At 69.3% G+C, this 12,038-nt stretch carries 18 protein-coding genes; 13 read left to right on the top strand and 5 right to left on the bottom strand.

Annotation, left to right across the window (positions count from 1 at the left end; all coding sequences use genetic code 11):
- Positions 1-53 precede the first annotated feature (53 nt).
- Positions 54-467, top strand: coding sequence for a pyridoxamine 5'-phosphate oxidase family protein (locus OG568_RS24470; RefSeq protein ID WP_329533103.1), 414 nt, complete (start codon positions 54-56; stop codon positions 465-467).
- Positions 468-666: 199 nt separating this feature from the next.
- Here the strand turns inward: OG568_RS24470 and OG568_RS24475 are convergent, their stop codons facing one another.
- Positions 667-963, bottom strand: a complete 297-nt coding sequence (locus OG568_RS24475) for a (2Fe-2S)-binding protein (RefSeq protein ID WP_266433989.1) — start codon at positions 961-963, stop codon at positions 667-669.
- A 405-nt stretch (positions 964-1,368) separates the two neighbouring features.
- Here OG568_RS24475 and OG568_RS24485 point away from each other — a divergent pair, with 405 nt between their 5' ends.
- Positions 1,369-2,322 carry a helix-turn-helix transcriptional regulator gene (locus OG568_RS24485; protein WP_443077751.1) on the top strand — a complete coding sequence of 318 codons (954 nt, stop codon included), beginning with the start codon at positions 1,369-1,371 and terminating at the stop codon, positions 2,320-2,322.
- Entirely contained in the window at positions 2,319-3,308 is a 990-nt protein-coding gene (locus OG568_RS24490) for a helix-turn-helix transcriptional regulator (RefSeq protein ID WP_329533105.1), read from the top strand. Before OG568_RS24485 ends, OG568_RS24490 begins: the two co-directional genes overlap by 4 nt.
- On the opposite strand, the gene OG568_RS24495 is transcribed toward OG568_RS24490, so the two are convergent.
- Positions 3,271-4,305, bottom strand: a complete 1,035-nt coding sequence (locus tag OG568_RS24495; protein ID WP_329533106.1) for a helix-turn-helix transcriptional regulator — start codon at positions 4,303-4,305, stop codon at positions 3,271-3,273. The genes OG568_RS24490 and OG568_RS24495 overlap by 38 nt on opposite strands.
- A 283-nt stretch (positions 4,306-4,588) precedes the next feature.
- Positions 4,589-5,119 carry a hypothetical protein gene (locus OG568_RS24500; protein WP_266584256.1) on the bottom strand — a complete coding sequence of 177 codons (531 nt, stop codon included), beginning with the start codon at positions 5,117-5,119 and terminating at the stop codon, positions 4,589-4,591.
- 107 nt (positions 5,120-5,226) lie between these two features.
- On the opposite strand from OG568_RS24500, the gene OG568_RS24505 reads away from it, so the two are divergent.
- Positions 5,227-6,078 (top strand): hypothetical protein, encoded by an 852-nt coding sequence (locus OG568_RS24505; protein ID WP_329533107.1) that lies wholly within the window; start codon positions 5,227-5,229, stop codon positions 6,076-6,078.
- A 28-nt stretch (positions 6,079-6,106) separates the two neighbouring features.
- Here the strand turns inward: OG568_RS24505 and OG568_RS24510 are convergent, their stop codons facing one another.
- Both OG568_RS24510 and OG568_RS24515 read right to left on the bottom strand, forming a co-directional pair.
- Positions 6,107-6,583 carry a hypothetical protein gene (locus OG568_RS24510; protein WP_329533108.1) on the bottom strand — a complete coding sequence of 159 codons (477 nt, stop codon included), beginning with the start codon at positions 6,581-6,583 and terminating at the stop codon, positions 6,107-6,109.
- Between the two features lie 187 nt (positions 6,584-6,770).
- On the bottom strand, positions 6,771-7,139 hold the full coding sequence (locus OG568_RS24515; protein ID WP_266433990.1) for a helix-turn-helix domain-containing protein: 369 nt from the start codon (positions 7,137-7,139) through the stop codon (positions 6,771-6,773).
- Positions 7,140-7,552: 413 nt separating this feature from the next.
- Between OG568_RS24515 and OG568_RS24520 the strand changes: the two genes are divergently transcribed.
- From OG568_RS24520 to OG568_RS24560, 9 genes are all read left to right on the top strand, one after another.
- Entirely contained in the window at positions 7,553-7,864 is a 312-nt protein-coding gene (locus tag OG568_RS24520) for a hypothetical protein (RefSeq protein WP_329533109.1), read from the top strand.
- Positions 7,861-8,403, top strand: a complete 543-nt coding sequence (locus OG568_RS24525; RefSeq protein WP_329533110.1) for a hypothetical protein — start codon at positions 7,861-7,863, stop codon at positions 8,401-8,403. Before OG568_RS24520 ends, OG568_RS24525 begins: the two co-directional genes overlap by 4 nt.
- The gene (locus OG568_RS24530; protein ID WP_443077752.1) at positions 8,400-8,591 is read left to right on the top strand and encodes a helix-turn-helix domain-containing protein; all 192 of its coding nucleotides are present in this window, start codon (positions 8,400-8,402) and stop codon (positions 8,589-8,591) included. Before OG568_RS24525 ends, OG568_RS24530 begins: the two co-directional genes overlap by 4 nt.
- 248 nt (positions 8,592-8,839) lie before the next feature.
- Positions 8,840-9,241: a hypothetical protein gene (locus OG568_RS24535; RefSeq protein WP_329533111.1), complete on the top strand. Its 402-nt coding sequence runs from the start codon at positions 8,840-8,842 to the stop codon at positions 9,239-9,241.
- A gap of 38 nt (positions 9,242-9,279) precedes the next feature.
- The gene (locus OG568_RS24540; protein WP_266626866.1) at positions 9,280-9,873 is read left to right on the top strand and encodes a phage tail tube protein; all 594 of its coding nucleotides are present in this window, start codon (positions 9,280-9,282) and stop codon (positions 9,871-9,873) included.
- 95 nt (positions 9,874-9,968) lie between these two features.
- Complete coding sequence (locus OG568_RS24545; RefSeq protein WP_266432072.1) at positions 9,969-10,259, top strand: hypothetical protein; 291 nt, start codon at positions 9,969-9,971, stop codon at positions 10,257-10,259.
- A gap of 65 nt (positions 10,260-10,324) precedes the next feature.
- A complete protein-coding gene (locus OG568_RS24550) occupies positions 10,325-10,645 on the top strand; it encodes a hypothetical protein (RefSeq protein WP_329536439.1) in 321 nt (106 codons plus the stop codon).
- Positions 10,646-10,894: 249 nt separating this feature from the next.
- Complete coding sequence (locus tag OG568_RS24555) at positions 10,895-11,317, top strand: DUF3592 domain-containing protein (protein ID WP_329533112.1); 423 nt, start codon at positions 10,895-10,897, stop codon at positions 11,315-11,317.
- A 106-nt stretch (positions 11,318-11,423) separates the two neighbouring features.
- A complete protein-coding gene (locus tag OG568_RS24560; protein WP_329533113.1) occupies positions 11,424-12,038 on the top strand; it encodes a hypothetical protein in 615 nt (204 codons plus the stop codon).

Raw genomic sequence — 12,038 nt, forward strand, 5'->3', positions numbered from 1 at the left:
CAAGGAAGGCCGGGGAAGCCATGGCGCTCCCGGGTGGGGATACATTTCCGACCATGAGCGCATACCCGGTGGACCCACACGATCCCGACCCCGCGTACCTCACCTTCTGGTGGGAACGCCATCTGTGCACCCTCACCACCCTCCGGGCGGACGGCAGCCCGCACGTCGTGCCCGTCGGGGTTACATACGACCCCGAGGCGGGTCTGGCTCGGGTGATCACCAACAAGTCCAGCGCGAAGGTGGGCCATGTGCTGGCCGCGGGGGCGCAGGGGGCGCGTGTCTCGGTCTGCCAGGTGGACGGGCGCCGGTGGGCGACGCTGGAGGGGCGCGCGAGGATCTCCGCGGACCCCGCGCGTGTCGCGGAGGCGGAGCGGCGCTACGCGGAGCGGTACGGGAGGACGCCCTCCCCGAACCCCGACCGGGTGGCGATCGAGATCACGCTGACCTCGGCGATGGGGCGCGGCTGACCGGTCACGGGCGTGGGGTCCGGCCGACCGGCCCCGGCCATGCGGCACGGCTGATTTCAGCCGTTGTGGAGATGGCATGAAGATGGGCGGATACCTGGATCTTTCGCCCAAAACTGCAGCGGCGTCACCGTGTTCAGGTCACGGTGACGCCGCTGCGGGGGGAAGTACCTGCGCGATCTACTACGACGGGGGAATCGCGTCAGGCACTGCGGGGGGTGGCTGAGACAGTCCTTACATCCGGGGCTTCCGGCTCGGCCAGCTGGTGGTCACGCTGGTCGAGGTTCACAAAGATCATTCCGTACCGAATGGCACATCGCACGGGCTGCGGCGCGCCGCGCGGGCGCCGCAGACACCGGTACGCCCGGACGTCCTCGTCATCGTCCCGGGTGACCACGACCGGCTCTCCGAACACCGTCACCATCAACGAGTCGCCACTGTGGGGAATGGCGGTCGCCAGGTCGATGAAGTGCCATCCGGAGCGGTAGGCGGTGGCCATTTCTCGGCGGAAGGATCGGTCGTCCGGGGGTGTCGTCACGTCAGCTCCCGATGCTGTTGTCCGTGCCGACCGACATGGCACCGCCACTGACAGGTGCATCCGACACAGCCACCGCCGGCCACCTGGTGTCCGCTCGTGCGTCACCCTTCGCATCGGAGAGGCCACCCAGCGCACCGAAGGCCACAACGGCGGAGAAGGCGGCGACAAGCACCGAGCGAAGCATTTTGTTACGCATAATCGGCTTCGTCCTCACTTGAAGGTCCCCTCTTCCCCCGTCGGATACGACGATGGCTCATTCGGGCACGTCATGGCCACATAATCGATGCATCATGTTCCTGCACGTTCAGGACCCTGGGGGGTGGAGATTTGACAACGAATCGAACAAAAGCCACACATCCCCATGCGATGACCGAGCTGTGCGACGAGGGCGGCCGTCTTTACGCGAACGCTCTCCGCGCAGGACGCATCGCACGCGAGGACGTGGAATCCGCTCCCTGCTTGATGGAGTTCACTCTCCTTCACCCTGATCCTGATGACGCGAACTGGCTGCGCCCCGTGGCCCCGTCGATCGCCCTGGCTCAGCGACTCAACCCCATAGAACGCGAGATCACCGAGCGCAGACGGCTGTCGATCGAACTGTCCGACGCATTCGAGCCGTTCATGGACCTCAGCACTCAGACGACGGCGACCACGCACTCGATCTCGGTACTGGAGGGTGGCGACCGCATCAACGCGGCACTCGATCTGGCCACGGCCCAGTGCCAGACCGAAGTGCTTACGGTCCAGCCGAGCAACCGGTTCTCCGACCGGAGCATCATTCAGGGCCTGGAGCGCGACAGGCCGCTAATCGAACGTGGTGTGCGGATCCGGACCCTTTACCAGCACACGGCCCGGTACAGCCCCGAGAAGCTCGCCTACGTGGACCAGTTCTCCAACGGCAAGGTGGAGTACCGCACCATCGACGAACTGGTGGAGCGCCTCATCGTCTGCGACGAGACGGTCGCCTTCATCCCCACCCGCGACGACCAGCAGGTCGCCCTGGAGCTTCGCCATCCGGGCCTCGTCCGCTACCTGACCAAGGTCTTCGAGTTCATGTGGGGCCGAGCCGTCCCGCTGAGCGCCGGCGCTCCCTACGAAACCGACCCGGCCGGCATCACGGACATCCAGCACTCCATCGCCAAACTCCTGGTGGAGGGCCACGTCGACGAGGCCATCGCCCGCCGTCTCGGCATGAACGTCCGCACCTGCCGCTCCCACATAGCCAAGCTGGCCACCGCTCTCGGCAGCGGCAGCCGCGCCCAACTCGGCTATCTCATAGCGGAATCGGGAATCCTCAAGCAGGAGGAAACGGCGGGGTGACCAACGTGCCGCACCCGGCCCACGGCGTGGAAGAACTGTGCGCGGCGGGATCGAAGCTGTACGAACGGGCCCTGTGCGAAGGGCGCGTACGCAGCACGGACGCCGCCGAAGCTCCCTGCCTCGTCGACTTCGGACTGGTACACCCGGCCGTCGAGGATCTGAACTGGTTGGAGCCCGTCGCCCCGGCTGTCGCCCTCCACCGGTTATTACGGACCTCCGAGGAACGCGTCGCGGAAGAACGACGGCGCGAGGCCAGACTGACCGCGGTGTTCGAGCCACTGATGCGGATCGACGGTCGGCGCACGGCAGCCACGGACACCCCGACCATCCGCGTCCTCAGCGGTACGGAGCGGATCAACGGGGCCATCACCGAGGCCATGGCCGCCGCATCCTGGGAACTCCTCACCATCCAGCCCCACGCCGGCCACATCGGCCAGCGCTACGCGGCGGCCGAGGCCACCGCCCTGAGCCGCGACCAGGCCCTGCTCGACCGAGGCGCCCGCATCCGCACCCTCTACCAGCACACGCTCCGCCACTCACCCATGACTCTCGCCCGCTACGAACAGCTGAACGGCGACGTCGAGGCTCGGAGCCTGGACGAGATCACCGACCGGCTCATCGCCGTCGACCGCACCGTCGCCTTCATCCCCGCCGACAAAGACGGCTTCCTCGCCCTGGAAGTCCGCCACCCGGCACTGGTCTCCTACTTCGTGACCACCTTCGACCGGCTCTGGCGCCTGGCCACCCCCATGTACCCCGAAGCCGTCCAGCGCCCGTCCCACAACGGCGTCACCCCCCGCCAACGCGCCATAGCCGCCCTGCTCGTCGAAGGTCACACGGACGCCGTGATCGCCGACCGCCTCGGCATGAACGTCCGCACGGCCCGCGTCCACATCGCCAAACTCGCCGTCACCCTCGGCAGCGAGAGCCGGGCCCAGCTCGGCTACCTCATCGGGCGGTCGGGGATTCTCGACCAGGATCACTGAGCGGCAGCAGTTCCGCGGCGCGCGGCGGGCCGTCCAGCCCCGCCTGTGCGATCCGCACCCCCAGCTGGGTGCGGCTCGCGGCGCCCAGGGTCTCCGAGAGGCGCGCGATGTGCGCCCGGCAGGTACGGACGCTGATCCCCAGCCGCTCCGCGACCACCGCGTCCTGGTGTCCCTCGGCGAGCAGTGCCGCGATGGACCGCTCGCGGTGGGTGATGCCGTCGATGCCGGTGTCCGGGAGCGGGGCGGCGAGCGGGATCGCGAGGCGCCACAGCCGCTCGAAGACCGTGACGAGGTAGTCGACGAGGGCGGGGTGGCGCAGTTCCAGGGCGATCGTGCGGTCCGCGTTCGCCGGGATGAACGCCACCTTGCGGTCGAAGAGGATGAGGCGCTCGACGACCTCGTCGAGGGTGCGGGCCTCCGCCGCGTCGCCCATCAACTCCATGTAGTTGTGCAGGCCCTGACCGTGCCGGGCCACGTGCGTGTACAGGTCCCGCATCCGCACGCCCCGTCGGCGCATCTCCAGCGCCCGGTGCAGTCCCTCGGAGAGTTCGTCCTCGCGGCGGATGCCGCCGGGCTGCACCGTGAGCACCTCGGTCGTGCACGCCTCGGTCGCCGCGTCCATCGCGGCCCGGATCCGCGGCAGTCCGTCGAGCACACGGATCGCCACGCCCTCCGTGGACGCCTGGACGCGCCCGCCGAGCCCGGCGTACCACTCGAACGCCGCCACCGCGTCGCCCACGCGCGCCTGGCTGGAGCTGATCTCCTTGTACACGCCCCGCAGCAGCCGTGTCATGACCTCCTGCGGCGAAGTCGGCACCAGCCACCCCATGTCGTCGGGGTCCGGATGCAGCAGCGCCAACTCGACCAGACAGGGCACCGTTTCGGCGTCCTCGCGCGGCACGCGCCCGCGCCGCACGGCCCGGGAGTACACCCGGTCCCCGGCCTCGCACAGTCGGTCAGCGCCGTGCGGATGCCTGTCCCTCCTGTGCCCGGCCATCTTCCACCCCTGGCTCCAGCATCCTCGCGATGCGACGCCTCCGCGCCGTCCGCAGCGCAACTATGCGCGGCCCCGACCGCCATCGCAACACGGCTGCGTCCTTCGCGCGCCCCCTATCACCCCTGTACGTACGGAAATATCCCCACCTCCGCACGGCACTCTGCAACAAGATGACGGTGGTGGGGGTGCGCGACCCGCTGCCATCGTGGACCCGCTCCACCGGGGCGACACGGCGCCCTGACCCGCCCTGGCCGGACACTCCTCGTCCGGCCGGGGCAACCCCTCAGGCCGCGGCCCAACTCGTGAGCAGAGCCTCCCGCGCGGCCCGCCAGGGCGTCACGCCGTCGCCCTCGGCGCGTCCCCACTCCAGCAGCCGCGCCACGTCCGCCCTGCCGTCCACGAACCGGTCCAGCAGCTCCACCGACAGCTCGTACTCGGACTGCACGTAACCCCCGACGGCCGCGGTGTACACCGTCAGCTCGGCCTTCTCCTCGTCCGTCCGTACGTGGAGTTCGAACGCGGGCGGTGCCTCCCCGCCGCCCGTCGCCATGTCGAGGACCGTGTCCATCACGTTGTTCACCAGCCACCGGGTGCTGGAACGCACCTGGACGTCGTGGACGGTGACCTCACGGACGTCCGCCCAGGACCAGAACCCCTGCTGGCCCGTGCCCACGGCCTGGAGCCCCTCGGGGGTGAGCCGCACCCCGCGCCCGTGCCCCTCGGGCTCGGCGCCCACGTACACACTCTCCTTGGTGATCCAGAACAGGCCGATCATGGCCACGGACGCCTCCAGCGCAACGAGCGCATCAAACACAACAAGCACGGTCCCCCTCTGAGACACCGACGGGCCCGGATTGGTTCAGCCGGGATGTGAGCGTCAGGACTGCCGAACACACGTACAGGTGCCTTATGTTGCTCCTCGTGACGGAACTGGTGTTGCGCGCCCGCCGTACCACGGCCCTCTTCGAGCGGGACGCCGTGCTGTTGGACCGGGGAGGGATGCGACTGCGTATCCCCCTCACCGCGATCGAGACCGTCCGTACGGGCGGAGGATCGAGGCGGCGCGTCATCGAGATCGTCCTGACCTCCGCCGACGCCACCCCCGTCGTCCACACGCTGAGCCCACCGAACGCCACCGCCGCGACCGCGTTCGCCGACGCGGTCAACGCCGCGCTGCCCGTCCGCGACGCCGTCGAACCGCGCGCGGACGGGGCGCCGTCGGTGACCACCGTGCCCGTGCCGCCGCGGACGGAACAAAAGGACCGCTGGACGACATCCCGCGAGCGGAGGGTGCCATGGGCGTTCGGCGCGCTGTTCGCGCTGGGGACGGCCCTCGCCGCGGCAACCGGGGGGTGGGTGTTCATCGTCCTCTGGGCCGCCTCTTACACACCGTTCCTCGTCGGGTGCGCGCTCACGCACATCGTGTACCGGGTCACGGTGGACTGGTGGCTGCTGCGCCGCCGCGGCATCACCGTCCTCGCCGTCTACAAAGACAGCGACTACGTCGGCGAAGTGCTCGCCAAGACGTACTCGTTCACCGACGCGGCAGGCGAGGAGCGGACGTTCCGCGGAAGCGGCCGGCTCGTGGCGACTGATCCGGAGCGGATCGAGGTGACCTACGACCCTTGCGCCCCGAAGCGGATGACCACGCGCAAGGGGCCCGCCGTACGCATGCTCTCCGTCCTGGCGTATGTGCTCCTGGGCCTGCCCGTCACAGCGGCGACCGCCGCGTACCCACCCGTCTCCCTCATCATCCTGCTGTCCGCGCTCTAGGCCCTGTCCTCGCTGTCGCCGACCCGCTTCACTGCGAGTCTCCGTCCGGCGGCGTGTCCCGGTCGCCCTCGTCCTCGCCCTCCCGTAACCGCCTCAAGCGCGGCCGGTGCGGCATCAGGTCGCGTGTGCGGGACTCGCCCGCGCCCACCACGGGCAGCCGTAACTCATCGGTCTTGTGGTGTTCCTGAGGGCCTTCGGCGTAGCGGGAGCGCCGCTCGTCCTGGTGGTCGTGATCCGCCGGTTGCGGCTCGGGGAAGCGGAGCAGCCGTGCCGGCGACACGGGGAACCCCTCGCTGTCCGGGTGCTGGCCGGGGCCGCCCGAGGGCTCGGGGCCGTCGGGCCGGTCGGGGGACGTCGCTCGGGCATGCTCGGTCCAGCCCGCGCGGAACCAGGCCAACTGGTCGCGCTGCACCTCCTCGTCGGTGAGGATGCGCACGCCCTCCGTACCGGCCCGCCGGATCTTCTCCCCCAGCTCGATCAGCAGGCCGCCCACGGTGTACGCCACGGCGTCCGGATCCGGCGCGGTGGCCGGCCCGTCCGCTTCCTCCTCCGGTGGACGTGGATCACGTGCGTGCGAGTCGTGTGAGTCGTACGGACCACGCGCACGCCGGTCGCACGCATGCGGGTCTCCCCCCTCGTGCCCCACCTGCACACCCCTCTTCACCGCTGCTCCGAATCCCCCTGCCGAAGCGTCACTCTCGTCTGCGTTCCTCCGGCAGGAACTGGCCAACCACCTTCACGAAAAGTTCTTGCAGCTCCGACGGCACCCCGAGCAGCCGCGCCGCCTCCGCCGGGCTGAGTGACGCAGCCGGGCCCCCGGCGGTTTCGCCGATCCGCGTGTCGAGCGGAAGATCGTCCTCCGACAGCCGGCCGGACCGGATCAGCATGTCCCGCAAGGGAACGGCCAGAACCGTCGCCAACCGGCGCATCGTCTCCAGATCCGGCATGCTTTGCCGCTGCAACAGCCGGCTGACCGCGGCTCGGTGGACCCCCGCGTCGTCGGCGAGCTTGGACTTGCCACCGCCCCGCGGGCTGTCGATGTCGTAGCCGCGCGTGCGCATCAGTCCTTCTATCCAGACCGCGAACTCCTCCAGCCCGTCGGCCCTGGCCGTTCGGCCACTGTCGGCGCGATGGCCCTGGTCGTTGTAGGCGTTGGCCCACGAGCTTGCACCCATGTGGTGGCTCTCCCCTCGTCGCGAGGGAAGAGTACCGAGCGCGCGCGCACCTCTGGGAGTGCGCGCTCGCACGCATTCGTAAAGTTCCGACCTGCGCGAGCACTCTCGTCGCGGCATATGCGGCTGGTACAGGCGCTGTCGACACCTCCCGAGCGGACCTCGGCCCCGACTCCGACCCTGATTCCGATCGAGCGTGACTCCGGAGCGTAGTAACTTGCGCACGCGCTCGCACCATGCGACCCTGATCGCGCGTTCGCAACTGTCGAACACATGTTCCCACATCTGGGGAGGGGTTGCACGTGCTCAACCAGCCGACCGCATCCGCCACTGCCACGACCTGGCGTTTTCCCTCTGCACGCGAAGAACTGGACTGGCGCCGCGCCGCAGCCTGCGCCGATCTTCCCGAACACTCCGTGTTCACCCGCATCCTCTCCGAGGCCGAGCCGGTATTGCGCGCCTGCAATCAGTGCCCGATCCGTCACGAATGCGAGGCCGTCGTCGACCCCTCGCACACGTGGTTCGACGGAGTGAGCGGGGGACGACTGTGGCGCAACGGGCGCGAGGTGTCTCGTGGGATGCCGCAGGACACCCCGGAGGGAGCCGCACGATGAGCCGCGAACTGCCCGGCGCCGTCTGGATCGCCTCACTCGTCCGCCGCTTCCCCGACCTCGTCGACGAGTTGGCGCCCGCTGCCCACGGGGGGCTGCGGGAGCGCCGCGGGGGCGGGCCTGTCGCGGGGACGACGCTGCCCGTACGGCTGCACGTCTCGGACGCCGTACGGGACATCACCGACGGGGTCGTCGAACTGGAGGAGGCCGTACGCGAACGGCTCGAGCTGCGGGCCGTGCCGCCCGCCCCCGTCCCGGTGCGGCTGCGCCGGATCGCCGGGCTGCTGGAGCGGATCGCCGCCGACCCCGCCCTCGCCGCACACGTCGAGGACGAGACCCGGCGCATGGCCGCACGGTGCGCCCGCACGCTCGGCGAGCCCGAGCAACTGGTCCGTCTGCCCGGCCGTTGCCCGGCCTGCGACTCGGTCTCACTGCGGGCGTTTCCCGAGCGGGCCGAGGTGCGGTGTGTGAACCCCGCCTGCGGAGCCGTACGGGCGGCACCGGCGGACGTACCGGTACCCGAGGAGGACACACGATCGTGAACACCCCCTTGATCACCGCCGAGTTGGCCGCCGACGAGGCGGGCGTCACGACCGCCACCATCCGCAAGTGGGTACAGCGCGGGCACCTGCGGGCCGCGGGCGCGCAGGGGCGGAGGCAGCTGTACCGCCTGGAGGACGTGTTCGCGGCCGAGCGCGCGACGTATCGCGCCCGCGGCTGCACCCGCTGATCTCCCTGCCGCTCCCTCGTTCGTACGTCACCGGGGTCCCGCCGCGCACCATGCGGCGGGGCCCCTCTCGTGCACCCGGGGCCCCAACACCCCCTCGAACAAGGCCAGTTGCAGGATTCCCCGACCACCGTCACACTCGAAGCAGCGGCAGAGCTGCGCCCTCTTCGAAGGGCGGCGGACCTGCCGCTTTTCGCTGCCCGCAATCTCGGGCCCCTCCCGCCTCCCGTCTCCCCGAAGGGAGCGTCCATGTGGCGATCCTGAACTTCCCCGACGTCGAGCGGCTCGTCGTCGACTTCCTCAAGAACCGGACCGAACTGGCCGGGACCACGGTCGACAACAGGCCGCCCGCCGGATTCGACGGCACCCAGCAGGTCGTTCTCGTCTCCCGCGCCGGCGGCGCCTGGATCGACGACCTCCACCTCGACAGGCCGCTGATCGACCTAGAGGCGTACGGGCCGGACAAGACCACCGCACTCGGCGTCGCCCACGCGGCCCGCGCCTGTGTGCTGGAACTGACCGGCACGCGGTACGGCACTGCGCTCGTCACGGACGTCGACGAGGTGGACGGGCCGCGCTGGCTGCCGGACTACAACCGGCCGGCGGGCAACCGCTACCTGGCCACGCTCCGGCTGTCCATCAGGCCCGCGTGAGCACCACCCGTTCGCACGTCCCTCACTGAGGAGTACACATGGCAGGCTTCAAGAACACCGAGATCCGCATCGCCGGAACCGGCAACGTCTGGTGGGCCCCGGCGGGGACCACCACCAAGGACACCGCCGCGCTGGCCTCCCCGTGGGTGAACCTCGGCTTCACCTCGTCCGACGGCGTCAAGTTCAACAAGAAGGACAAGAACGACCCGGTCGACACCTGGCAGTCCATGGCCCCGGCGCGCTTCATGCTCTCGGACCGGGACCTGACCCTGAAGTTCCAGCTGCTCCAGATCAACAAGGACACGTTCCCGTTCTACCTGGGGCTTCCGTCGTCCTCGGTCGTCGCGTCCGGCTCCCAGACGGAGACCACCGCGCAGAAGATCGACATCACCGGTGCGCCGGGCGGCCAGGACCAGCGGGCCCTCGCCATCGACTTCGCGGACAACAACGGCACCAAGGACCTGCGGTACCGGCTGGTGATCCCGTACGGCGCGGTGTCCGAGGTGGAGGAGCTGTCACTGACCCGCACCGGCGCGGTCAAGCTCGGCGTCACCTTCACCGCGCTGTCCGGTGACGACGCCACCAAGCCGCTGGCCACGTGGCTGGTCAACGACCCGGCGGCGCTGGCCTAGTCCACGCCGCCTTCCCCGGCCCCGGCGCCCGCCCCCCTTCCGCGGGCGCCGGGGCCGCCCCTTCAGCACGCCTACGACCGACACAAGGAGCCCCGATGGCCGGATTCGACGTCAACGCCGCCCGGGCCCAGCGCCTCGAAGCGCTCGGCCGCGAATGGACCTTCGAGCTGGACGGCGACAGCTTCGAGCTGCCGACCGAACTCACCCGTGCCACCGCGCGCAAGCTGCGCGACCTCGACGACAACGACGTGGACGGACTGCTCCGACTCCTCCTCGGCGAGCAGCAATTCGCCCGCTTCGAGAAGCACGACGTCACCATGCAGGACATCGCCGCGATCCTGGAGGCCTACGGCAAGGAGACGGGGCTGGGCCTGGGGGAAGACTGAGCCTCGGCGAGCTCGTCGAAGAGCACGCCGAGGCCCTGGAAGCGGACCTGCTCCGCCACTACGGCATCGACCTCCTGGACTGGCACCACGGCCGGCTCTCCTCCCGCCGGCTCGCGGTGCTGGTCCGGCACCTGCCGCACGACAGCGCCCTGCTGAAGGAACTTCATGGCGAGGCCGCCGAGTGGTCGCTCACCGACCACCTCCTGGCGAACGTCGTCGACCAACTCGCCGAAGCCAACTGGATGTTCGCCACCGTCAACCGGGACGAGGACAGCGAACCTCTGGAGTACCCGGCGCCGGTGCCCCGGCCGGGCAGCGAACTGGCTACCGCCGAAAAGCAAACAGGAGTACCGGCGGCGGAAGAACTCGCCCTCTTCTTCCTCTGACGCCCGGGGCCGTCCGCTCATCGACACTTGCCTCAGCGGTCAGGCACCGAAGAAAAACAGGAAAAGTGAGAGGACGAGCAGCGCCGTGGAGCCAATGGCTCCCGCGAGTACCGCCCGCCCACCAAGAGCGGCGAGGGCAGCCCGACAGCGCAGCAGCTCATACGTTTCTTCACGTAGCGGGAACCACAACACCCTCCTGTACGTCAGGATGAAGTGCCCCAGCCGTCGGGGCGGAACCCGGGGGAGCGCATGGCGAGCCAACTCATCTTGCTGCTCATCCTCGGCGTGCCGTCCGCGGCCCTGGTCTCGGTCGCCGTCCACACCGTCCGCACCCTTCGGGCGGGCCTGCGCCTGAAGACCTCGGGGATCTCCACGAACGGGCAGTGTGTCTCGCTGGCCTGGCGTGAGGACGAGGTCTCGGTGCGCTTCTCCTATGCCCTGCCGGACGGTACGAAGCACGAGGCGGACTCGTTCTGGATGTCCCGCACGTCCATGTGCCCGGGCACGACCGTCTCGCTCGTCTACGATCCCGCATCCCCCGAGTCGGCCGAGCTGACGGAGTGCCTGGAGCCGGGGATCAGATTCCGGCGGCGCGTGCTGCTGGGGGTCGTCCCGGTGCTGGTGCTGTTCGCCGCATTCGACACGATCGTGCTCCTCGCCCTCTTCCTGTGATCCCCTCCGGGAATTCCCGGAATTCCCCCGGGTGATCCTCTCTCCCACCCCTGACCGCGCCGCGGTCAGGGGTTTTTGCCGACCTTTGTTCACACGAGGAGGTCCCATGGCAACGAACAGCATCCCCTTCGACCCGAACCAGGTGCGTACCACCGCCGCACAGCAAGCACAGAAGACGACGTGGCAGATCTTCGAGGCGCAGATCCCGAAGTTCAAGACCGAATGGATCAAGGACGTCCAAGCCACGCTCCTCAAGAGCGACTTTCAGGCTGCGACCCTCAGCGCCCAGTTCTTCAAGATGGACCACTCAGTCTTCAAGTGGGACGAAAAGGGTCTCACCTTCGCAGGAAGGCCCATCGGCCCCGGGACGAGCGCCTCACTCGACAACCTCGTCCACGGCGGACGCAACAAGAAAAAGGCCGAGGCCGCGGAGCGTGCGGCCCAGGAAGAAGCCAAAGCCGCCAAAGAGGTCAGGGAAGCGGAGGCAAAGCGGGTCAGGAAATTCGAGGACGACCTCAGAAAAAGCGTCGATCAGGCCAAAACCAGTGCTCGCCACGCAAAGGACGACGCTTCAAAGGCGCAGAACGACGCCAAGCGTGCCGACAACCTGCTGCGCAGCGCCAACAGCAACGCCCGCCTCGCCGCAGACAACGCGTCCCGGGCGAGCAAGAACCTCGCCGCGCTGGAAAAGCGGGTCGAGGATCTGGAGGCCCAGTTCTGA

The sequence above is a fragment of the Streptomyces sp. NBC_01450 genome, assembly GCF_036227505.1.
Taxonomy (GTDB): Bacteria; Actinomycetota; Actinomycetes; order Streptomycetales; family Streptomycetaceae; genus Streptomyces.